A 23,902-nucleotide genomic window follows, 5' to 3' on the forward strand; every position below is an offset into this window, starting at 1 on the left:
TAGAAAATGTCTTTTTAAGCTATAAAATCCATGTTGAATTAATAGGAACTACTAGAATTCTAAGTTGTCTCGTAGGAGAGAGTTAGTTGGAAGTAGGGGTAAAATTGTTAGTCCACTGATTATAGTATGTTTAAATGAGGCTATTTATACATAGAAGTTAAAAAAATTTAAAAGAGCAGCCCCATAACATGTTGGAGCTGCCCTTGAAATAATTAGTCTTGGCCTTGTTGTCCAGAAGTAAACCAATCTTGAACATTCCAGACTTTTGTTACGAGTCCTTCATAGAAATCAGGTTCGTGACTTACTAGCACAATGGTACCTTTAAATTCTTTCATGGCACGTTTTAATTCATTTTTTGCATCTACATCTAAATGGTTTGTCGGTTCATCGAAGAGAAGCCAGTTAGCTTCCTCCATCATTAATTTACATAAACGCACTTTAGCTTGCTCGCCACCAGATAAAGAATTAAGCGGACGTGTAATATGGTCAGTTTTTAGGCCAGCTCTTGCTAAAGCTGCACGTACTTGGGCTTGTTCCATAGAAGGGAATGCATTCCAAACATCATCAATTGGCGTGATTTTCTCAGCTTTTACTTCCTGTTCAAAATAGGAAGGATATAGGTAGTCACCACGGACTACTTTCCCACCAAGCGCATTAATTTTACCTAACATTGTTTTTAATAATGTGGATTTACCAACACCATTCATACCGACTAAAGCAATTTTTTCTCCTCGTTCAATCGCAAAAGAAAGTGGAGGAAGTAATGGCTTGTCTTTATCGTAACCAATCACTAAGTTCTCAGCCTCTACAACATAGCGGCTAGACGAACGGGCTTCTTTAAAACCGAATTCTGGTTTTACAGCTGTTTCTGGGCGATCAATTCGCTCTAAACGATCAAGTTGCTTAGCGCGTGATTTTGCACGACCAGTAGTGGAGTAACGAGCCTTGTTTTTGGCTATAAAATCTTCTTGCTTCTTGATGAACTCCTGTTGCTTTTCATAGGCTTCAATATGCTGACGTTTATTGATTTCAGCAAGTTCAAGGAATTTTTCGTATGTTGCAGTATAACGAGTTAATTTAGAAAATTCCAATTGGAAGATGACATCCACTGTTTCGTTCATAAATTCTGTATCATGTGAGATTAGAAGGAAAGCATATGGATAGTTCTTTAAATAAATTTTCAACCAAGTAATATGTTCCTCATCAAGATAGTTCGTCGGCTCATCTAATAAAAGTACTTTTGGCTTTTCTAATAAAAGCTTAGCGAGTAGTACTTTTGTGCGTTGTCCACCAGAAAGAGCAGCTACATCACGTTCTAAGCCAATGGCATCCAAGCCAAGTCCACGTGCCACCTCTTCAATTTTCATATCTAATGAATAAAAATCTCCTGCATCTAATGCATCCTGCACTTCTGCCATTTGTTCTAAAAGTACTTCTAATTCTTCAGGCGTTGCGTCTGCCATCTTGCCTGTAATTTCATTCAGTTCTTCTTCTTTTTTATATAATGGTAAAAAGGCATCGCGTAACACTTCACGCATTGTTCTACCAGCCGTTAGTACGGTATGTTGGTCTAGATAACCATAGTGTGTACCAGGCAGCCACTCAACTTTTCCTGTATCGTGGATCGTTTGACCTGTAATGATGCCCATTAATGTAGACTTACCGACACCGTTAGCCCCTACGAGTCCAATATGATCACCCTCCACTAAGCGAAACGATACATCTTTAAAGAGTGTACGATCACCGAAAGAATGACCTAAATTTTCTACTGTTAATATTGCCATATCTGTTCCTCCAACTATCTTTCTTGTTTACATTTTATAGTTCTGCAAGCTGCTTGTTAAGTTCTGCTAATTGAGCTTCCATATTCGCAAGACGTTGCTCTGCCTTAGCTACTTGATCGTTGTGTCCAGTAGACTCCAACTTTTCTATATCACCTTGTAAATTCATATAGTCCATTTTTAACTCTCTAATTTGGTATTCAATATCACTTTTTGTTGGCATGAAGACTACTCCTTTTGAGAATATTTTTATAGTGAATGCGTGTAAAAGCGATGGAGGTTTTAAGAATCCCCCACCGCCTATTCTTTAAAATCAATCGGGTACTTGTTGAATTTACTTATGTCCCAACTACTGTAAGAGCTGTTGGAGTGAAAAATTCTTATATATTGTATCATAATCATCTTCGAAGTAGCACTAAGTAGAAGCGATATTATGACGATCGTAAGCAAAATCTAAGAGTAATGCTTGGAGTGTTTCATTATTACCAGCAAGATTGAGCTGTCGCTGTTTTCTCACTGCTCGTTCACTGCGGGCTTCGTGTAAAAGAAATTCCATGACAGCATTTTGTATTTGCGATTGCTTCATTTTACGACCAAGTCCTAGATGGATAAAGCCATTATGCTCACGAGGAAAAGCATGTAAAAGCTCAGCTTCAGTTTGTGCAAGTGTAATGCATGGTACACCATAAGAGGCAATTTTATAAGGTGTATAGTTAGCATTACAAATAATGACATCTGCTTTAGGTAGTAGTTTGAGGAGTGCATTTTTATCTCGAAGAATGGCAGTATTTCGACGACTAAGTACCATCATTTGCAAGTCATCCGTTGCATGGCGATAGCTGTCGTCAATCATAACTGTAATTTGTAGTGGTATTTGTAGTTGAGTTAGGTGTCGAAGTGTTCGATATGTTAAATTATGCTCGTCCCCGTCCTCAAAAGCGACAACAATATGAGGCGGATTTTCAGGTGTTTTACTATCAGGTATATTATCGAAATGCTGATATGCATCTGGCAGGGCAAAAACAAAGCTTCCACCAATATAATGCGCTGGTAAATAATCTTTCACTTCTTGATAGAGTGCTAGTAGTACACAATCACAGGCTTGGCCACCTTCACCAAAATCATCAAAATGAATAATTGTTTTGCAGAAAGGTCGTAATTCCTCTACTTGCCAGCCTTCAGAATTTCGCCCATCTCTAACAATTAAATCAGGTTGAAGTCCTTTGATTTGCTTAGGTAATTCGTTAAAGTGATCAAATAGAATAGGCGTAACTCCTTCATTCATTAAAATTTGGATTCCGTCATTTGAAGGAGTCTTTACAAAGATAAAAACCTTCTCATTCGATAGTAGTTTAGCTAATGTTGAAACCCGCTCAAAAGGATACAGCCCTTTATCAATACAGCTTTCAATAATGAAAACAATCGTTTTTTTTGGTTCAATTGCGTGTGTTTCGTTTTGCAAATGTATCCCATCCTTTCCTCTGTCTCTTTAAATTATGGCGAAGAAAGAGCAAGTATGTGTAAAATTTAGGATTTGATCATGAATGTCTCTAGCGGTATCTTCTAAAATAGCTATCTTTAATCAGTTTTAATCATCAAAAAAATGGTCGATATATATAGAAAGGCGAATTGTAGGAATATACATAACAATTGGAAGGTCTTTATCTTGGTTCGAAAAATCCCTCTACAAATGGAGATGATGGGATGTTTTTTTAAAATCCGATGTGTCAAGATAAGCGTAATTGATATACTATCAATAAGTAGAAGGACGGGAGAAAAAATGAGTATGCGTGCAGCGATTGTTGTAGGGGCGACTGGTTTAACCGGCTCCGCTCTAGTTGAACAATTATGTGAAAATGATGAGTATATTTCAGTAACAGTTATTGCACGAAGAAAGCTAACTTATACGCATCCAAAGTTAGAAGTGAAAATTCGTGATTTTGATAGAATAGAAGAAAACGATATAGGATTTGCTCATGAATTGTATTGTTGCTTAGGTACAACCATTAAAAAGGCAGGCTCTCGTGAAATGTTTGAAAAGGTAGATTTTGAATACCCGTTAGCAATTGCCTCTTTAGCAAAAAAACGGGGAATCCCTCATTTTCTTGTGATTACTGCAATGGGAGCTAATGAAAATTCTCCATTTTACTATAATCAAGTTAAAGGCAAACTTGAGCGTGATTTAGAGGAACTAGGCTTACAAAGGCTTTCCATTATTCGCCCATCACTCTTAGTAGGGAACCGTGATGAATTTCGATTAGGAGAAAAGGCAGGAGAAAAATTATTAAAGCTTGCACAGCCTTTATTAATTGGACCTTTAAAACGTTCTAGAGCAATTGAAGCCACACAAGTGGCAAAGGCTATGATTATCATTGCCCTATATGGTAAACAACAGCCAGTCACTATTTATCCATCAGATGAGTTAGCAACATTAGAGTATCCGGAAGTACCAGAAGAGGACATTTCAAGAGAGATATTATTTAATTGGGATAAGCTGAATGAAGGCGAGAAAGTTAATCGTGAGGTTGTCATTAATCGAGATAAATATAAGCTTGAGGAAACGGTCATTGATAAGGAAGTCCATTTCCGACAACGTGATCAGAATAATTAATTTAGGGATTAAATTTGTCGTTCCGTCTAAAGACTGAATTTATATCAATTGTCATGACAATCCTTTCCGAGCCACTTTTCATTTGTTACAATATTATTGTAGAAGATGAATGTGGAGGCAAAGTAAAGATGAAAATTTTACTCGTAGATGGCACGATGTTTGGTCGTAAAACTGGTGCTATTTTAGAGCAAGTAGAGCAATATATTAAAGAATTAGATGCTAGTTTCGAGTTAGAAATGATGCATTTTAGTCAATATAAGCATCAAATTGTGGATGGTTCTCCATTAAATGATGATATGAAAAAAATGATTCAACAATTTGAGGAGGCAGACGCTTACATTATTGCAACGCCTATTTTCCAAGCGTCTATTCCAGGCGTTTTGAAAAATGCCTTTGACTTCTTACACCCTAAAACAATGCGCTATAAGCCCGTATCCATTGTTGCAAATGGAGGCACATATCAGCATCACCTTGTAGTCGAAAATCAGCTAAAACCTATTTTAGACTACTTCCGAGCGCTTGTTACGCCAAACTATGTGTATACACATACATCACATTTCGATGCAAATAATACTATTGTAGATGCAGACGTTCATAGTCGTTTACGTGAATTAGCTCGTGTATTTGTTCAATACTGTGAAATGAGCAAGAACTTGCCCAAAGAAACAATTGACCAACATTAAGATAGCCCTTGTACGGTGGTAAGAAATCACTGTGCAGGGGATTTTTCTTTGTAAGTATTGTTTTAGTATGTGATAAAATAAAACTTTAGTGACTCAGGAAGGAGGGCTGCTCATGCAGGACATCGCTTTACTAGAAAAACAATACTGTAATCTTATTTTGACCAATAAGGCGAAGGAAGCGGTAGAGGAATGCTCAGCAAACGAGCATGCCTTTTTTGCGTTACAAAGATCTTTTACTGTCTATATTGAAAAACGAAAAGCAAAAACAGTTGGTGAAACCTTTTTATCCATCTATTTTAATGCGGAGGACAATGAAAAATTAAGGGATATTCTTACTGAGAAAACGGTTATTATGGATTGTGTGCTAAAGGTGGAAGGATTGCTGGCAACCAATATTCGATTTGTCCATATGCGTGGACCTATTAACACAAATCGTCGCTTAGCAGCCGCATTACAATTTGTGACGAAGCCTAATAATGGAGCAGGTATTCCACTTGAGCTTCACACCAAAATAAGACAGCTACCGATTGCAGAGGAACGTACAGAGTATGTAAAAAAACGTATAGCCAGCTGGGAAGGCTATTTAAAAATACAAGAACGAGATGCAACCATTGATGATATTCATACAGAATTTAAGCAAAGCTATTTCAATGAAGATTTTACACGCTTAACCATTGTATGTCCCTACATAAAGAGTAAAGAATGGAAAAAGCTAGAGGGGTTAAGTGTTAGCATTCAAGGAATTCGAGGCGAGATAGGACAGGTTATTAAGGCTAATGCAGGAAAGCAAACGGTAGAAATTGATGTAAAGCCTTTTATACAGGATTTGGCTCGCAAGGACCAGCTGAATCTTCGTTCCAAACAAGCGAGCTTTAGTAATTTTGCAACATTAAGCCAAATTCGACGACTACGTAATGGTTTTACAAAGCTAGAAAAGGGTGAGGCAGTAAACCCTAATTTAGAAACCATACTGTTTGAGCGGCGTCCTGTAGTTCGGGCATCTAAGCTACGCGAAGATATTGAGTTTCATAATAATTTAAATGAATATCAACGACGAGCCGTTTTAGGTGCACTATCTGTTGAGGATTTGTATGTCATTCAGGGTCCACCTGGTACGGGGAAAACAACTGTCATTTCAGAGATTTGTCAGCAAAATGTTAAAGCAGGCTTAAAAACACTTGTTGCCTCACAGTCTAATTTAGCTGTAGATAATGCATTAGGACGCTTACTGTCCAATCAAGAAATTCGAATTTTACGCTATGGTAGAACGGAAAGTATTGAGGAAGAGGGTAAAAAATTCATAGAGGAAAATGTTGCGCTTCAATGGCGTGAGCAGACACTTGCTGCGATTGAAGAAGCAATTACAATATTTCCAGAACTTCAGCAAGAGCTAGAAGCAAACCTTGTAAAAGCAAAAGATGAGCTAGAGAAATTAGAGCAATGGCTAGAGCAATTAACACAGGAAATTGCTGCAAAAGAGCAGGTAGCTATGGAAGAACCCATTTTACAGCAAGAGATTCAAGCATTAAAAAAAGAATTGAAGGCTGTTAAAACAGAGCAACAAACATGTGAGACTCAAAAAGAGCATTATGAAAAACAGCTCGCACAAATTGAGCCAATTGTACAGCAGCTTGAACAGACACTTGCTGATTACCCTTCAGTCGAGCAACTACAGCGTACGATTGAGGAAACTACTGAAAAAGTGAAACATCTAGAGGCTGCTGCTCAATATAAAGAACTACAAGAACAAAAGCACCAGTTAACACAGCAATTTGAAGAGATACAGCAGAAATATGAAATCGAAAGTAATCGTCTAGTAATCATGAAGGAAGCGCAAAAATATATATACACCTTAACCTCATTTGAGCTTATTCAGCGTTTTTTACAACATTATCAAATTCGCCCTTCTCATGTACTTTCGCAACAAATAGGTCGCTTGCAGCATTTAGAGGATGCGAAAGATTTAGAGGCATGGTCAACGATTAATGCTCGTTTACAAAAAGCAATTGTGAAGCTAGAGGCTTTGGTTATGCATGAAGTCAAGGAGCGTGCCCTTGCTAAAAGTAGACTACAACCAGTACAATCGTTTTCTTTGCAAAACCTTACTGGTGTATTTGCACAATTAAACACGGCTTTTCAAGATGGTCAAGCACCAGCAAGTGATGTTATTGAAAGTTATTTGCTCGGGCTATATATGCGTCGTGATTTTGTTTGGCAAAAGGGAATAGCACTAAAGCAACAGCAAGAGCATAAAGATCAGGAATACGAAACTTTTCGTAAAAATCTAGTAACTTTAATTCATCAGGAGTGTGCAATAACTAGCTTCGATGTGCGAAGTTACCAGCGGCAGCTCCAACCATTTATACAGCATACTGAGCGGTTACAACAATTAGCAAATGCCTTTCAAATTACTGAAGAACCAGAAGAATCTGTAGAATATTTAAAAATTCTTGCCTCACAAGCTAGAGAGTCTCTTCTACAAGCAAAGCAGCAACTGGAGGCAGTGGAACAGGCTAAAGTACAACTCATTCCTAAACAAGCCACTTTACAGACTGTCCAAACAAACTTGCAGGAAGTAGAACAGCAGCTAACGCTTATAGAAGAACAAATAAAAGATATTAATATAGCAGGATTGAAGAAAGAAAAGCAACTAGCTACCTATACCAAGCTCTTACAATCTATGCCAGAACGAACGGCTGAAGAGGTGAAGGAAGCTATTCAAACTGCAAAGCAAGCAATCGAAGCATTCCAACGTCAGGAAAAACAGCTACCTCTTCACAAGAAACTACAAGAACAATGGCGTGAAAAATTACAAAACGCAACAGAGTATGATTTAGATGAAATTCGAAAATTGTATGTGCGTCATGCGAACGTTATTGGTACAACATGCGTAGCTTCTGCCAGTAAGGAGTTTATGGAAAATTATCCGACCTTTGATGTGGTTATTATTGATGAAGTTTCAAAGGCAACACCACCAGAATTGCTCTTACCAATGCTAAAGGGGAAGAAAGTTATTTTAGTAGGTGATCATCATCAGCTACCACCATTACTTGGGGATGATACGCTGGAGGAAACATTAAAGGCAATGCTAGAAGAAAATCCAAACTTTGAAGGCGCACAGGAATTAAAAAATCTGTTGCGTGAATCATTATTTGAGCGTTTATTTAATAATTTGCCACCAACACATAAGCAAATGCTAGCATTGCAATACCGCATGCATGAGAAAATCATGCAAAGTATCACACCGTTTTATGCGGAAGAAGAAAATGGCTTGCAATGTGGCTTAACAGATTCGGATGCAGCAAGAGATCATGGCTTAGAAGGGCAGTTTATAAAACGTGATGACCATTTACTGTGGATTGATATTCCAACAGAAAAACCTTATTTAGAGGAGCAAGTAAAAGGGGGAACGAGTCGTTTTAATGAAGGAGAATTGCTCACAATTAGACGTATTTTACTAGATCTCAATGAAGCTGTGAAGGCAGCAAAAGAAGCAGGGCGTATGCCGCAGGATGCTCAAAAAAGCGTTGGTGTCATCAGTTTCTACGGTGAGCAGGTAAAGAAAATTAATCGCCTTCTTCAGCAAGAATTACAGCTACCACATCTGCAATTTAGAACAGGGACTGTTGATAAATTCCAAGGGATGGAAATGGATGTCATTTTAGTGAGCATGGTTCGTAATACACCTAAAGGCGGGGATATTGGCTTTGCCAGAGATTATCGTCGATTAAATGTCGCGCTATCTCGTGCCCGTGAGTTACTACTGCTTGTTGGAAGTGCAGAAATGTTTGCAAAACGTGCAAAACATCAAGAGACAAGAGAGATGTATGCGAATTTGTTAAAAACAGTAAAATCCTACGATGGCTTACGTAATCATGAAGGATTGGTGATATAGATTGTCAAAATTACAACAACGACTAATGCGTGAGCTTCAGCAGAATCGTAATATTAAGATTGTCAAAACGGCTGAATGGTGTATTCCCATTCGAACAGTTGATGTGACCTATGAGCCTGTTCGTCGTTCAACAATGGATGTCTTAATGACAATGCTTCTGCTTAGTATTCAAGAGGCGGATTTTAGCAACGCACAGGAATTGAGCGAGTTATTGCTTGTAGACCCGTTATTTATTGAAGACTTGGTTTCTTTAATGATTCGAGTAAACCTTGTGAGGAATGAAGATGATTTCTATAGGCTAACTGAAAAAGGACAGAGGCAGCTAGAAAGAGGTATTTTTGAAGAAGAACTAGAGAAAGAAACCTCCACGCTTTACTTTAGTCCTTGCCATCAATCGTTTCTTACTATCGATACGAGGAATGATGAATATGATGAATTGCCAGAGCTTTATCGTTATATTGACAAAGAGGCAGAACAACAGGAACAATTTGAGGAGTCCATGGTGATTGCAGCTTTGCAGGAAGCGGATGAAGAAGAGGAAGGTAGCTCTCAGAAAGTCATCGCAAAAATTGTTCAAACAGAAGCTCAACAAATTAATGATAGCCCATGTTTAGAGTTTGTTCTTTATGATAAGGAACAGGATATAGTATTTGTACGAGTATGGAATACATTACTCAATCAATGGGATCATCATTTAGAGCAACAGCTTACAGACAAAGAACAATTAACATGGCGTGAGCAATATTTATCTTGATTCAATAGGATTTCAATTGCTAGAAAAAACGAACGTAAATCGCGTTCGTTTTTTTGTTTTACATTATAAATTTACAGAGTTAGGTGATAATCGAAAAATTTTTTCGATAAAATACTACATTAGCATAAATTAAACCATTGCTAAGGAGGGGACAGATGTTAACGATTAGTTTATGTATGATTGTTAGAAATGCACAATGTACGATTGAAAGATGCTTAGATTCGGTTCAGCACCTCGTGGATGAGATTAATATTATTGATACTGGTTCAACTGATCGTACAAAAGAGATTGTTCAAAATTTTACCTCTCGAATTTATGACTTTTCCTGGTGTAATCATTTTGCCAAAGCACGAAATTTTTCATTTCAGCAGGCAACAAAAGACTATATTTTATGGCTTGATGCTGATGATATTATGACAAAGGAAAATCAGCACAAGTTCAGCCAACTAAAGCAAACATTATTTCCTTCTATTGATGCTGTAACAATGGATTATTATTTGACGCTTGATTGTGATGGGGAAGTGGAGTGTAGTGAACGAAAGTTTCGTCTAGTAAAAAGGGCGAATCATTTTCAATGGGAGGGTGCTGTTCATGAGAATTTAAAGGTGTCAGGGCAGCTCTTTCATAGTGATATCGCTGTCACACATTTACCGTTAACGAAAGATATTCATCGCAATATAAATATTTATGAGGGATTAATAAAGAATGGACATTCTCTTTCAGCAATTGAGAATTTTCATTATGCGAATGAACTAAAATTGCATCACCGTTACCTAGAAGCTATTAATCAATACAATCTATTTTTGGATAGCAACTTAGGCACTACAGATAATCGCATTGAGGCTTGTTTACATGTAGGGGAATGCTATCGACGTTTACATGATGATCAACAAGCACAGCAAGCTGTTTTGCAATCTTTCTTATATGATCGACCAAAGCCAGAAGCATGTTGCCGAATGGGCCAATTTTTTATGGAGCAATTAAAACATAAGGAGGCTATTTACTGGTATTCTCAAGCCTTGCAACAAGCTCCTGCCGATACAATGACTATCCAAAAGCGTGCTTATTCAACATGGATTCCTCATTTACAATTAAGCCTTTTATACAGAGAGTTACGGTTATTTGAAAATGCCTATCAGCATAATCTAGAGGCACAAAAATGGAAACCGAATCATCAGGAAATAATCAATAATGGGAAATATTTACTTAGTCAATTAAAGATATAAATCTTTCTTATGGAAAAGGTACATCAATAAACAAGACATAAATAGCTTGGCCAATTAACACAGAGACACCTACAACAACCGTCATAAAAATTACATTACGTGGCCTAAAATTTTTTGCTTCCATTAAAAACCTCCCTCGATATAGAATATTCAGTCAATTCAAGATATGTTTAGATGGGGTGAGTATGCATAATAAAAGAGCAAATTCACATATAGAGTGAATTTGCCCTTTTAATTAATCGAACTTTAACCCCTTCAATGCTTCAGCAAGTGCATTGTTCACAGGCTCCTCGTTGTTTTGCTGCTTTAAGTACTTTTGTACGGAGCGCTTGTCGACCTTGCCTCCGCCTTCTTTTTTACGTCTTGCTTCAAAGGCTGATAATTTTTCGCGATAGCCACATTTACAAACGAAAATTTGACCATCACCTTCTCCGCGAAGCTCTAATTTTTTATGACATTGTGGACAACGTGCATTTGTGGTACGTGAGACATTTTTCCGATGACCACATTCGCGATCTTGGCAGACAAGCATTTTTCCTTTCTTGCCATTCACTTCAAGCATTGGTTTACCGCAATCAGGACATGATTTGGTAGAGATATTATCATGCTTATACTTTTTGTCACTACCCTTAATCTCTGTAACAATTTCCTTTGTGTAATTTTTCATCTCGCTAATAAATACACCTTTTTTTAGCTTGCCCTTTGCAATAAGTTCAAGCTTTTGCTCCCAATCTGCTGTCAGGGCAGGGGATTTTAATTCCTCTGGCACTAGGTCGAGTAGTTGACGACCTTTAGAGGTAATATAAATATCTTTGCCACCACGCTTTTCTATTAAGAAGGAATTGAAAAGCTTTTCAATAATATCTGCACGTGTAGCGACTGTGCCAAGACCGCCCGTAGATTTTAATGTATCGGCTAATTTTTTATCATTCGTTGCCATATATTTTGTTGGGTTTTCCATGGCTGATAAAAGAGTAGCTTCATTAAATCGAGCAGGTGGCTTTGTTTGACCAGAAGTTTGGGCAATAAGCTTTACTTTTAATATATCGCCCTTATCAATGCGTGGTAGTATTTGTTCCTTTACGTCATCTGTTGTGTCCTCATCATCAAAGCGATGCTCATAAACTTCCTTCCAGCCAGATGATAAAATCGTTTTTCCACGAGCAATAAAGCTTTCATCGCCAATTTTTGCACGCAGTGTTAGTTGTTCATATTCAAAAGCAGGGAGTAGAACAGCTAGGAAACGCTTTACAACAAGATCATAAATTTTACGTTCCTTATCTGTGAAAGCTGAATAATTTACATAGCCCTCTGTTGGAATAATTGCATGATGATCTGATACTTTACTATCGTCGACAAAGGCCTTTGTTGGCTTGATTGGTTTAGTAAGCAGTTTATTGGCGATGGAGCGATATTCACCAATACCACAGGCCTTTAAGCGTTCTGGTAGTGTGGCAATGATATCCTGTGAAATAAAGCGAGAATCCGTACGTGGATAAGTTAACACTTTATGTTGCTCATAGAGTTTTTGCATGATATTCAATGTTTCTTTCGCTGAGTAGCCGAAGATTTTATTGGCATCTCGCTGCAATTCAGTTAAATCATAAAGTCCAGGTGCAAATGATTTTTTAGGTTTCTTTTCAATGTCCGCAACGATGGCATTGCTATTTCCTATTTTTTTCACCAGTGTATCGATTTTATCTTTATCAAAGCTACGACTATTACCATTTTGGTCTTGCCATGTGAGCTTTAAGTTATCAGTTGTTTGCGCTTCAATACCATAATAAGTTTGTGCCTTAAAGTTTTTAATTTCATCTTCACGTGCAGCAATTATTGCTACTGTTGGTGTTTGTACACGTCCGCAATTCAACTGTGCGTTAAAGCGGGTAGTTAAAGCACGAGTAGCATTAAGCCCGATATACCAATCTGCCTCTGAGCGAGCTACAGCAGAGGCATAGAGATTATCATATGCATTGCCTGGCTTTAGATTGGCAAACCCATCTTTTATTGCCTTATCTGTAACAGAGGAAATCCATAAGCGTTTCAAAGGCTTTTTAATTTTCACTTTATCAAGTATCCAGCGTGCTACTAATTCACCTTCACGTCCAGCATCTGTAGCAATGATGATTTCATTAACATCATTACGTGTAAGCTGACTTTTGACCGCATTAAATTGCTTTCCAGTTTGCTTTATAACCGTTAATTTTAAGCGTTCAGGTAACATGGGGAGATCTTCAAGATTCCATGTTTTATATTTCACATCATAGCTTTCTGGGTCAGCCAGTGTTACAAGATGTCCAAGCGCCCAAGTCACAATATATTTATCTCCTTCAAGGAAGCCATTTCCTTTTTTATTACACTTCAGCACACGTGCAATATCACGTGCTACAGAAGGTTTTTCAGCAATTACTAAGCTCTTTGCCATTGTTAACACCCTTTCATAGTTCCATGGTTTTAAATATAGCATAGGTTGAGTGGGTTCGCAGTTTAACTGAAGCGAATTTATTAAATGTCGGAGGATGATTTAGGCAGGTAACAGTTAAGAAAGTATAAATTTCAGAAAAAATATTGAATTCTGAAAATTATTATGTTAGTCTAGTGTACATGAAAATGAAGTAATGGCTTCATAGTATAAATAAAAAAAGGATGAGCTTCTTTTATGAGAGATCAAACAATTCAGCAAATGATTCAAGAGAAATATCAAGAGTTGTCTAAAAGTCAACAAAAGGTAGCTACATTCATATTAAAAAATTTACAGACAGTAGGAATCCACTCTGCTTCATATGTAGGGGAAAAGGCCGGAGTAAGTGAAACGACAGTTATCCGTTTTTGTTACGCATTAGGCTTATCTGGTTATGCACAATTGCAACGTCAGGTAACCATGCATTTATTTAATGAAGGGAATGCAAGTAGTTTGCAGAATTATTTGCAATCGAAGCAAGCTCTTTTTGAAAATCCACGTTTTTATGTAAAGACGATGGAAAAGGATGCATCTCGCATTTTAAATATGGCTAAAAACATTAACGAGGAAGACTTTAATCGAGCTTCAGTATTGCTCCATGAGAAGAAAAAAATATATATTGCAGGGAATGGCTCTTCCCATTTAGCTGCACAGTGGCTTCATTTTACATTAAATCTTTTGCGACCGAATGTTGTTTTATTAAATTTTGAAACAAGTGAGGTCATACGTGCTATTCAAGAGATTGATGAAAATAGTGTAGTAATTATTTTATCATTCCACCGTTACTTTAAAGAGCCGATCCAATTTGCAGCCGAATTACAAGAAAAAAAATGTGAGATTATTGGCATAACCGATTCTCAAATTGCACCTATTACTCAATATGCAACTATCACCTTTGTGAATGAACAACAACAAGAAGTTTCAACAATTGATGCTATGCCAGCACTCATAGCATTTTTAAATACACTAATAGCAGGAATGACTGCTCAAGATCATGACTATTATGAAAATCAGCGCGTAAAATATGACGATTTTCAAAATAGCTTTTTAGCAAACCGATGGAGTTGACTAATATGAACCAAATTTTACAAGAGTTACAGCCACTTCTTACAGATATTTTTAAACATTTACATGAACATCCAGAAGTTAGTTGGCAAGAGCACAATACAACTCAATATATAGCAAATTTATTAAGAGAGGCCCAAATGGAGCCATACCTTTTTGAAGATATGACAGGACTTTATGTTGATATAGGGGAGGGAACACCTAGAGTAGGGTTCCGCACTGATATAGATGCACTTTGGCAGGAGGTTAATGGTGTCTTTCAAGCTAACCATTCTTGTGGACATGATGGTCATATGACGATGGCTATTGGAACTGCATTGCTGTTAAAGGACATGGAGCATTTACTGTCAGGTGCTGTACGCATACTATTTCAGCCTGCTGAGGAAAAGGCCCAAGGAGCACGCGCATTTGTCGAAAAAGGTATTATAGATGATTTAGATTATTTATTTGGTGTTCATGTTCGCCCATTAAAGGAATTACAGGATGGGTCATATGCGCCAGCGTTATACCACGGAGCAGCAAAGCTTTTTACAGGGACCATTATTGGGGAAGAGGCACATGGCTCACGACCAGAACTTGGCGTTAATGCAATTGAGGTTGGAGCAGCTATTGTCGAAGGTCTTCAAAAAATTTGGACTGATCCAACTATCTCTGCCTCTGTCAAAATGACACAGTTTAATGCGGGAGGCACCTCTACAAATATTATTCCTGGTAAAGCAACCTTTAGCATTGATGCAAGGGCCCAAACAAATGAAGTGATGCAGGTAATCACAGAGGGGGTGGAGCGTGTAAAAGCCTCTGTTGAAGCGATGTATGGTGCCAAGATTACCTTACAGGTAGATGCTCATATAGTGGCAGCATTGGTGAATGATGAAGCCTTACAACATATGAAGGCAGCTATTATTGATGTAGTTGGGGAAAAGGCTTGCGCCCCATCAGTTGTTACACCAGGAGGGGAGGATTTTCATTTTTATACCTATGAACGTCCGAAGCTTAAAGCTACAATGCTTGGATTAGGCTGTGGGGTTACTCCTGGCTTACATCATCCGCAAATGACCTTTAATCAAGACCGGCTGTTAGTAGGAGTAAATATTATTACAAGGGCTATTTTGAGAGCATTATAAAGATATAGAAAGAAGAGATAGCTATGATAGAGATAAGAGAAATCAAAACAATAGAACAACTTGAGCAGGTTCAGCAATTAGAGTTGAATGTATGGGGAATGTCTGCTATTCCTCTCCATCAAACGCTGACAGCAGTGAAAAATGGGGGCATCGTTGTAGGTGCCTATCAAGAAGATAAATTAGTCGGATTTAGTTATGGTTTTGCGGGTTTTCGAGAAGGAAAAAGCTATCTATGCTCTCATATGCTAGGGATTGATGAAAAATATCGATCACTAGGCATAGGAGAAAAGTTAAAGTACGAACAGCGAGCTATTGCTATTGAACGTGGCTATGACTTAATGGTATGGACATTTGACCCTCTTGAAACCCGAAATGCTTATCTTAATTTATCTAAATTAAAGGGTATTTGCTATACCTATATAGAAAATTGCTACGGTGAAATGCAGGATGGTTTCAATAAAGGGCTACCCTCTGATCGATTTGAGGTGAGCTGGCATTTAACTTCAGATTATGTGGTGAACGACATTACAATAGAAGTAGCGGATGCAAAACCAGTGGCAAGCTGTGAACTTACAAAGCAGGGCTTATTATGTTTAAAAATGACTGAAAATTTTGAATTTGTAGAAGAGTTGTATACGCTACCTGTTCCTAAGGACTTTCAAGCCTTAAAAGCACAAAATCCTAGCTTAGCATTGGATTGGCGTTTCAAAACAAGAACTATACTAAAGCAACTATTTTCAGCAGGGTATGCAGCAATTTCACTGCAACAACGAGAATGCTATAACGAATATGTTTTAGTGAAAAAAGCAGCTTTAAATTTGGAAGGAGCATTTTAATATGAAAATTACAGAAATCACAATACGACAATTGAAGATGAAATTAAAAACACCGTTTACAACAAGCTTTGGCACGTTTGATGAGAGGGACTTTTTAGTCCTGGAGGCAAAAGATGAGACAGGCTTAATTGGTTGGGGAGAATCAGTTGCCTTTCATTCACCTTGGTACAATGAAGAAACACTTCAAACAAACTGGCATATGCTTGAAGACTTCCTCATTCCTCTTATTTTAAATAAAGAGATTCATCACCCCGATGAAGTGAGTCAATTATTTGAGCCGATTCGCAAAAATAATATGGCGAAATCGACGATAGAAGGAGCTATTTGGGATATATATGCACAGCAAACTGGCCAATCCCTAGCAACAGCACTTGGTGGTAAAAAGGATAAAATTGAAGTAGGTATTAGTATCGGCATACAAAATTCGATCGAGGAGTTAGTAACATTAGTTAACGGCTATGTAAAGGAAGGCTATAAGCGCATGAAAATCAAAATAAAACCGGGCTGGGATATAGAGGTTATGCGTACATTAAGGGAAACATTTCCTGATGTAGCCTTTATGGCTGATGCCAATTCAGCCTATCGTCTAGAGGATACTGAAACATTGAAACAACTTGATGCATTTAACTTAACAATGATTGAGCAACCATTGGCTTCAGATGACATTATCGACCATGCTTCATTACAAAAATTAATGGAAACACCAATTTGTTTGGACGAAAGTATCCATTCGTTAGAAGATGCACGAAAGGCTATAGAACTAGGGAGCACCAAAATTATAAACATAAAAATTGGTCGTGTTGGTGGCCTAACAGAAGCAAAAAAAATACATGATTATTGTGAGACACATAACATCCCAGTATGGTGTGGCGGCATGTTAGAATCTGGTATTGGTCGTGCGCACAATGTAGCCTTAACAACGTTGTCAAATTTTATATTACCGGGAGATACTGCTGGCTCTAATCGATATTGGGAAAAGGATATTATCGAACCAGAAGTAGTTGTAAAAGATGGTTATATTGAAGTACCACAACAAGTAGGAATTGGTTATGAAATAAATAGGGAAACGGTTAATTCCTTCACAGTCGCACAGAAAACATATCAATAAATAGACTTAATTTCTTATATTAGAATAGTAGGTGGGCTATGAAAAAAAGTTGGCAGATAGGTGGAGCATTTGTAGGCTTAATTGTTGGAGCAGGGTTTGCATCGGGTCAGGAAATAATGCAGTACTTTACTAGCTTTGGTTTGTACAGTATGGTAGGTGCCATTGTTGCTACCCTTGCCTTCGCATTTTTAGGAATGAGTTTAGCTCAATTAGGAACAGATTTACAAACAACATCACATAAAGAGGTGATCTATCATATAGGAGGGCGATATGTTGGCATTATTTTAGATATCGTTATCACGTTTTTCTTATTTGGCGTTGCTGTTGTCATGTTTGCTGGATCAGGCTCAACATTTCATCAGATGTTTGGCATCAATCCAGTAGTTGGTAGTATTTTTATGGTTGTTATAACTATACTAACCTTACTATTAAATGTTAATAATATTATTAATTTAATAGCATTGGTTACCCCTTATTTAATGGGTATCATTTTTATTATTTTGATTTATTCTATCTTTACGATGGATATATCCATTGCAGAGCAAAATACTTTAGCGAAAGCACAATCATCTGCAGCATCTAATTGGTTAATGGGAGCGTTACTTTATGTTTCCTATAATATCGCTGCTGGTGCAGCAATGTTAATTGTAATGGGTGGAACAGTAAAGGACCGCAAAGTTGCTGGCAGAGGTGGACTACTTGGCGGTTTAATGCTTGGTATCTTAATTGTATTAATCAATATAGCCATGTTTGCTAAAATAAATGTTATTGATGGAGTAGCAATGCCAACATTAGAATTAGCAAAACAAATTCACCCTATAGTAGGTGTCTTAATGTCTATTGCTTTATTAGGCATGATGTACAATACTGCGGTAGGGATGTTCTATTCATTTACAGTTCGATTTATTGCGCCAGACCATCAATATTTTAAAGTAGCTATTGTAGTTATAGGATTAATAGGTTTTGCTGCAAGCCTAGTAGGATTTACTACATTAGTTGGTAAAGTCTATTCAACAATGGGCTACTTAGGTTTCGCCTTGATTGTTGCTGTTATTATTTCGTGGCTACGTAAACTACCAAAAACTTTATAAAGTAAAAATTTCCCTTTTGTGAACGTAAGGGAAATTTTTTTGTTTTTTTGTGATGAAAGCAAGATATATATCATACAGTTAATTTGTGTTTGCGAAATCTATCCATGCTGTTTTAAGTAAAAATTATGCTCGAAACTATAGAAAAAAGCTATTCGGTGCTAGACACCAATTTTTGAGAATGTTATATTTGTATTGTCATAGTATTTTTATAATTAGGAAAAAATAGAATACTCTAAGGGTTGAGGGGTTTTTCCTGATTATAAGGAGTGATGAAGTATAGAGCTAGATGAAGGATGATAGGGCCTATGGTAAAGAAAACGTTAAAACAAAGAATTGTAGACGCTTCAGTTGAATTGTTTCAACAAGATGGTTATCACAATGTAACAGTGGATCGTATTGTGGAATACATTGGGGCATCAAAGGGTGGATTTTATCATAATTTTAAATCAAAAGATGAACTGTTGTATGAAATTCATGATGTCTTTATTTCATATGTCATTCAACAATCGCAAGCTGCATATGACAAATTCGATACACCCATCACACGTTTGTGTGCCATGCTGCAAACACTGACACAAGTATTTGATATGTATCAAGCACATATTACGATTTTTTATGAAGAAAGTCGTTCACTCTCAGATGAATATAGTGACATCATCCATAAAAAGCGAGATCACTATCGTGATATTTTACAAAGAGTGATAGCAGAGGGTCAGGAAGCAAAGGTTTTTCGTACCGAATTACCTTGTACAATTGTAACAATGGCAATAGTCGGGATGATTAACTGGACATACAAATGGTTTAAGCAATCAGGACCATTAACGATGGAGCAAATCACAGATGTTTTTACCGATATGGTATTACGGGCAATTGTGACAGAACAAGCCATGGAAGAAGCGAAGCAATTTATAATAAAGGGGTAGCCAGTAGAAAACACTGGTTTTATTATTTGTTTTTACAAACCGACTAGTCGGTATTAACTGTAAGCAATTGTTCTTAAGCTACATTTACTATGGCAAATTCAACAATAGGGGGATTAGGGATGAATTTTGAATTAACAAAAGAGCAAGAAATGATTCGAGACATGGTGCGTGATTTTGCTGAGAAGGAGATTAAACCGTATGCTCGTGAGGTTGATGAGACATCAACAATGAGAATAGAGAGCTTTAAGAAAATGGCAGAACTAGGCTTATTGGGTATCCCGTTTCCTGAGGAATATGGTGGATCAGGTGGTGATACGGTGTCCTACGCTTTAGCTGTAGAGGAGATTGGTCGAGCATGTGGGGGCACAGGGTTAAGCTATGCAGCTGCTGTTAGCTTAGGAGCCTCACCAATTTACAACTTCGGCACAGAGGAGCAAAAGCAAGAGTGGCTAGTTCCATTAGCTAAGGGTGAGACATTAGGATCATTCGGTTTAACAGAGCCAAATGCAGGTTCAGATGCAGGGGGCACACGTACTACAGCTGTTATTGATGGTGATGACTACATTATTAATGGAGAGAAATGCTGGATCACTAATGCAGGATATGCTCGACAAATTATTGTAACGGCGGTAACAGGTAAACGTGAAGATGGTAAAAAGATTATTTCTTCTATTATTGTGCCAACAAACACACCAGGCGTAACAATCAACTGTAATTATGACAAAATGGGTGTACGTGGCTCCAATACATGTGAAATTGTGTTAGAAAATGTCCGTGTCCCAAGAACAAATCTATTAGGGGATGAAAAACGTGGCTTTAGCCAGTTTTTAAATACATTGGATGGTGGTCGTATTTCCATCGCTGCTCTTTCTGTTGGAATTGCCCAGGCTGCTTATGAAAAGGCACTAAAATTCGCGAAGGAACGTGAGCAATTTGGTGCACCTATTTCGAAGCTACAAGCGATCCAATTTAAATTAGCGGATATGGCGATGGAAATAGAGCTTGCTCGTACGCTAGTACATAAAGCGGCATGGTTAAAAGATCAAAAGAAGCCATTTGGCAAAGAAGCTGCGATGGCTAAACTATTTGCTTCTGAAATGGGCTTCCGTACATGTAATCAAGCAATCCAAATTCATGGTGGTTCTGGATATATGAAAGAATATGATGTAGAACGTCATTTACGTGACATTAAATTAATGGAAATCGGTGAAGGAACATCTGAAATTCAACGTCTTGTTATTTCTCGTCTAATTGGCTGTTAATCATCATCAGTTAAGTTAAATAGCATAAATAAGGGGGATCTTCATGGCAGAACTTGTGTATCAAACAATTGGTCAATTGCTAGATGAACAATCAAAAAAGTACCCGCAGAATGAAGCATTAGTCTATGCTGACAGAAATTTACGCATGACTTATGAACAGCTAAATCGTCAAGCACGATACGTAGCGAGAGGTTTAATGGCTCTAGGAATTGAAAAGGGAGACCATATCGCAGTATGGACGACGAATGTTCCTGAGTGGGTACAGCTTCAATTTGGTACAGGGAAGATGGGTGCTCCAATTGTAACGGTAAATACGAATTACCGTGCGAGTGAGTTGGAGTATTTATTGAAGCAATCTGATGCTAAAACGATTTTTTTAATTGAAAATTATCGAGACCATTCTTTTATCAATACACTGCAAGAGTTATGTCCAGAGCTTGAACATTGTGAACCAGGTAATTTGCAATCAAAGCGACTACCTTTATTAAAAAATGTTATTTTAATCGGTGAAACCAAATACCCCGGCGTACTTAATTGGTCAGACGTTTTAACTGCTGCCGAGCAAGTAACCGAGGAACAGTTAGATCAGAGAGAGCAGTCTCTTCATTATGATGATGTCATTAATATTCAATATACTTCTGGTACAACAGGCTTTCCTAAGGGAGTAATGCTAACGCATTTTAACTTAGTCAATAATGCTGTTAACATTGCAGAATGTATGCGTTTAACGGCAGAGGATCGTCTATGTATCCCAGTCCCATTCTTCCATTGCTTTGGTTGTGTCATAGGAACATTAGCCATTACAACAAGTGGTGGAACAATGGTACCAGTACAGGAGTTCTCACCTGAAGAGGTACTAAGAACCGTTCAACAAGAGAAATGCACTGCATTACATGGCGTGCCAACGATGTTCATTAGTGAACTGAATTTATCGAATTTTGCATCTTTCGATCTTTCAACTTTACGTACAGGAGTCATGGCAGGATCAAACTGTCCAATTGAGGTTATGAAAGCGGTCATTGAGAAGATGGGCATGAAAGATATAACAATATGCTACGGTCAAACAGAATCATCACCTGTTATTACACAGACAAGAACGGATGACCCGCTAGTGTTAAAGGTGGAGACGGTTGGCCGCGCTTTACCTAACCTAGAAGTAAAGATTGTTGTTCCTGGAACTACCGAGGAAGCTCCGACAAATGAACAGGGAGAGCTGTGTACAAGGGGCTATCATGTGATGAAGGGCTATTATAAAAACCAGGAGGAAACAGATCTGGCGATTGACGAGGATGGTTGGTTGCATACAGGTGATTTAGCAACGATGGATGAAGCAGGTTATGTCCGTGTAACAGGTCGTTTAAAGGATATGATTATCCGTGGTGGCGAAAACCTATATCCTCGTGAAATTGAGGAGTTCCTTTATACACATCCGAAAATTTCAGATGTTCAGGTTGCAGGTGTCCCTGATCCTGTTTATGGCGAGGAGGCGGCAGCTTGGATTGTTTTAAAAGAAGGAGAGCAGGCCACATCGGAAGAAATCCGAGATTATTGTCGGGATAAAATTTCAAGACATAAAATTCCACGACATATTTTCTTTATTGATAACTATCCAATGACTGCATCTGGAAAAGTTCAAAAATATAAATTACGAGAAGATTTCGTTATGACCGTAAAGTAAGGAGGGGCAGTGGATATGTTCAACAAGGTATTAATTGCAAATCGTGGGGAGATTGCTAGACGTGTGATCAGAACATGCAAGCGCCTAAATATTCATACGGTTGCTATCTATTCAGAGGCAGATGCTGAAAGCTTACATGTGAAAGATGCAGATGAGGCTTTCTGTGTAGGGAAGTCACCTGTTGCACAGAGCTATTTAAACATCGACCGCATTCTTGAAATTGCACTAGAAAGTGGCGCAGAGGCTATTCATCCTGGCTATGGTTTACTATCAGAGAATGCAAATTTTGCGAAACGTTGTACAGAGGCAGGTTTAGTGTTTATCGGGCCAAGTGCTGATGTGATCGCTTCAATGGGCAGTAAATTAGAGGCTCGTAAAACAATGAAAGCTGCTAGTGTACCGATTGTAGAGGGTGTAGAAGCGCCAGTGAAGGATGTAGAAGAAGCCACTGCCATAGCGGAGCGTTTAGGCTATCCAATTATGTTAAAGGCATCGGCAGGCGGAGGCGGTATCGGTATGCAGCTAGTTGAAAATGCTGAGGAACTAGCCAAAGCTTTCGAGGGCAATCAAAAGCGTGCACAATCATTCTTTGGTGATGGCACGATGTATATGGAGCGATTCATTGCTAACCCTCACCATGTCGAAGTGCAAATTATTGCTGATCATCAAGGTAATGTCGTTCCATTATTTGAACGAGAATGCTCTATTCAACGAAGAAATCAAAAAGTAGTAGAAGAAGCACCATCTCCGTTTATCTCACAAGAGACAAGAGAAAAAATGCTAGAAGCGTCAGTTAAGGCGGCGAAGCATATTGGTTATGTCAATGCTGGAACAATCGAATACTTGGTTGATGAAGATCAAAACTTTTATTTTTTAGAAATGAATACAAGACTACAGGTAGAGCATCCAGTTACGGAGGAAATTACGAAGCTTGATTTAGTAGAAGAGCAATTAAAAATTGCGGCAAAACAACCTCTTACGTTTACTAGAGAAAGTATTACTAAAGAAGGGCACGCGATTGAAGTGCGCGTATACGCTGAAAATCCTTCGACGTTTTTCCCGTCTCCAGGTACCATTACGACTCTTGAATTACCGACAGGTGAAGGAATTCGACATGAGTGTGGTGTAGAGTCTGGTTCAGTGGTAACACCATTCTATGATCCAATGATTAGCAAATTGGTGGTGTGGGGGGAAACAAGAGAAATTGCCTGTGAAAGATTAGCACAAGCGCTAAAGGCGTATAAAGTGGAGGGGATTCAAACGAATATCCCGATGCTGTTAAAAACCGTCACACATGAGCAATTTTTAAAAGGCTATACGACAACAAAATTTGTAGAGCAATATTATTTACCGCAATTAGCAGAAACAAAATAACAATTATCATGTATTCGTGCTTCTATAGAG

18 protein-coding genes are annotated in these 23,902 nt (G+C 38.0%); 14 read left to right on the top strand and 4 right to left on the bottom strand.

The window, feature by feature from the left end; translation table 11 throughout:
* Positions 1 to 212: 212 nt before the first annotated feature.
* From NYE73_RS02250 to NYE73_RS02260, 3 genes are all read right to left on the bottom strand, one after another.
* A complete protein-coding gene (locus tag NYE73_RS02250) occupies positions 213 to 1,784 on the bottom strand; it encodes an ABC-F family ATP-binding cassette domain-containing protein (RefSeq protein ID WP_054549086.1) in 1,572 nt (523 codons plus the stop codon).
* Between the two features lie 34 nt (positions 1,785 to 1,818).
* The gene (locus NYE73_RS02255) at positions 1,819 to 2,004 is read right to left on the bottom strand and encodes an SE1832 family protein (protein WP_004225556.1); all 186 of its coding nucleotides are present in this window, start codon (positions 2,002 to 2,004) and stop codon (positions 1,819 to 1,821) included.
* A gap of 192 nt (positions 2,005 to 2,196) precedes the next feature.
* Positions 2,197 to 3,243, bottom strand: coding sequence for a PseG/SpsG family protein (locus NYE73_RS02260; RefSeq protein ID WP_259949330.1), 1,047 nt, complete (start codon positions 3,241 to 3,243; stop codon positions 2,197 to 2,199).
* 318 nt (positions 3,244 to 3,561) lie between these two features.
* On the opposite strand from NYE73_RS02260, the gene NYE73_RS02265 reads away from it, so the two are divergent.
* The 5 genes from NYE73_RS02265 (at position 3,562) to NYE73_RS02285 (ending at position 10,950) form a co-directional block, all read left to right on the top strand.
* Positions 3,562 to 4,392, top strand: coding sequence for an oxidoreductase (locus NYE73_RS02265; protein ID WP_259949331.1), 831 nt, complete (start codon positions 3,562 to 3,564; stop codon positions 4,390 to 4,392).
* A gap of 128 nt (positions 4,393 to 4,520) precedes the next feature.
* The gene (locus NYE73_RS02270; RefSeq protein WP_054549088.1) at positions 4,521 to 5,075 is read left to right on the top strand and encodes an NADPH-dependent FMN reductase; all 555 of its coding nucleotides are present in this window, start codon (positions 4,521 to 4,523) and stop codon (positions 5,073 to 5,075) included.
* Positions 5,076 to 5,187: 112 nt separating this feature from the next.
* Positions 5,188 to 8,970, top strand: a complete 3,783-nt coding sequence (locus NYE73_RS02275) for a DEAD/DEAH box helicase (RefSeq protein WP_259949334.1) — start codon at positions 5,188 to 5,190, stop codon at positions 8,968 to 8,970.
* A 1-nt stretch (position 8,971) separates the two neighbouring features.
* Positions 8,972 to 9,724 carry a hypothetical protein gene (locus NYE73_RS02280; protein WP_112117215.1) on the top strand — a complete coding sequence of 251 codons (753 nt, stop codon included), beginning with the start codon at positions 8,972 to 8,974 and terminating at the stop codon, positions 9,722 to 9,724.
* Between the two features lie 155 nt (positions 9,725 to 9,879).
* The gene (locus NYE73_RS02285; RefSeq protein ID WP_259949339.1) at positions 9,880 to 10,950 is read left to right on the top strand and encodes a glycosyltransferase family 2 protein; all 1,071 of its coding nucleotides are present in this window, start codon (positions 9,880 to 9,882) and stop codon (positions 10,948 to 10,950) included.
* 235 nt (positions 10,951 to 11,185) lie between these two features.
* Here NYE73_RS02285 and NYE73_RS02290 read toward each other — a convergent pair whose 3' ends face one another.
* On the bottom strand, positions 11,186 to 13,375 hold the full coding sequence (locus tag NYE73_RS02290) for a DNA topoisomerase III (RefSeq protein ID WP_066037043.1): 2,190 nt from the start codon (positions 13,373 to 13,375) through the stop codon (positions 11,186 to 11,188).
* A 234-nt stretch (positions 13,376 to 13,609) separates the two neighbouring features.
* Here NYE73_RS02290 and NYE73_RS02295 point away from each other — a divergent pair, with 234 nt between their 5' ends.
* The 9 genes from NYE73_RS02295 (at position 13,610) to NYE73_RS02335 (ending at position 23,872) form a co-directional block, all read left to right on the top strand.
* The gene (locus tag NYE73_RS02295) at positions 13,610 to 14,479 is read left to right on the top strand and encodes a MurR/RpiR family transcriptional regulator (protein ID WP_004225544.1); all 870 of its coding nucleotides are present in this window, start codon (positions 13,610 to 13,612) and stop codon (positions 14,477 to 14,479) included.
* Between the two features lie 5 nt (positions 14,480 to 14,484).
* The gene (locus tag NYE73_RS02300) at positions 14,485 to 15,600 is read left to right on the top strand and encodes a M20 peptidase aminoacylase family protein (protein WP_066037042.1); all 1,116 of its coding nucleotides are present in this window, start codon (positions 14,485 to 14,487) and stop codon (positions 15,598 to 15,600) included.
* A 23-nt stretch (positions 15,601 to 15,623) separates the two neighbouring features.
* Positions 15,624 to 16,436: a GNAT family N-acetyltransferase gene (locus tag NYE73_RS02305; protein ID WP_048393343.1), complete on the top strand. Its 813-nt coding sequence runs from the start codon at positions 15,624 to 15,626 to the stop codon at positions 16,434 to 16,436.
* Between the two features lies 1 nt (position 16,437).
* Positions 16,438 to 17,544, top strand: a complete 1,107-nt coding sequence (gene menC / locus NYE73_RS02310) for an o-succinylbenzoate synthase (protein WP_066037041.1) — start codon at positions 16,438 to 16,440, stop codon at positions 17,542 to 17,544.
* Positions 17,545 to 17,582: 38 nt separating this feature from the next.
* The gene (locus NYE73_RS02315; protein ID WP_004225538.1) at positions 17,583 to 18,635 is read left to right on the top strand and encodes a YkvI family membrane protein; all 1,053 of its coding nucleotides are present in this window, start codon (positions 17,583 to 17,585) and stop codon (positions 18,633 to 18,635) included.
* A gap of 305 nt (positions 18,636 to 18,940) precedes the next feature.
* Positions 18,941 to 19,558, top strand: a complete 618-nt coding sequence (locus NYE73_RS02320; RefSeq protein ID WP_131520718.1) for a TetR/AcrR family transcriptional regulator — start codon at positions 18,941 to 18,943, stop codon at positions 19,556 to 19,558.
* 119 nt (positions 19,559 to 19,677) lie between these two features.
* Positions 19,678 to 20,820 (top strand): acyl-CoA dehydrogenase, encoded by a 1,143-nt coding sequence (locus NYE73_RS02325; RefSeq protein ID WP_036078132.1) that lies wholly within the window; start codon positions 19,678 to 19,680, stop codon positions 20,818 to 20,820.
* Positions 20,821 to 20,863: 43 nt separating this feature from the next.
* On the top strand, positions 20,864 to 22,498 hold the full coding sequence (locus NYE73_RS02330; RefSeq protein WP_103117376.1) for an AMP-binding protein: 1,635 nt from the start codon (positions 20,864 to 20,866) through the stop codon (positions 22,496 to 22,498).
* A 15-nt stretch (positions 22,499 to 22,513) separates the two neighbouring features.
* Positions 22,514 to 23,872, top strand: a complete 1,359-nt coding sequence (locus tag NYE73_RS02335) for an acetyl-CoA carboxylase biotin carboxylase subunit (RefSeq protein WP_115674313.1) — start codon at positions 22,514 to 22,516, stop codon at positions 23,870 to 23,872.
* Positions 23,873 to 23,902 lie beyond the last annotated feature (30 nt).

Origin of the sequence: Lysinibacillus sp. FSL K6-0102 (assembly GCF_038003545.1) — a bacterium.
Taxonomy (GTDB): domain Bacteria; phylum Bacillota; class Bacilli; order Bacillales_A; family Planococcaceae; genus Lysinibacillus; species Lysinibacillus capsici.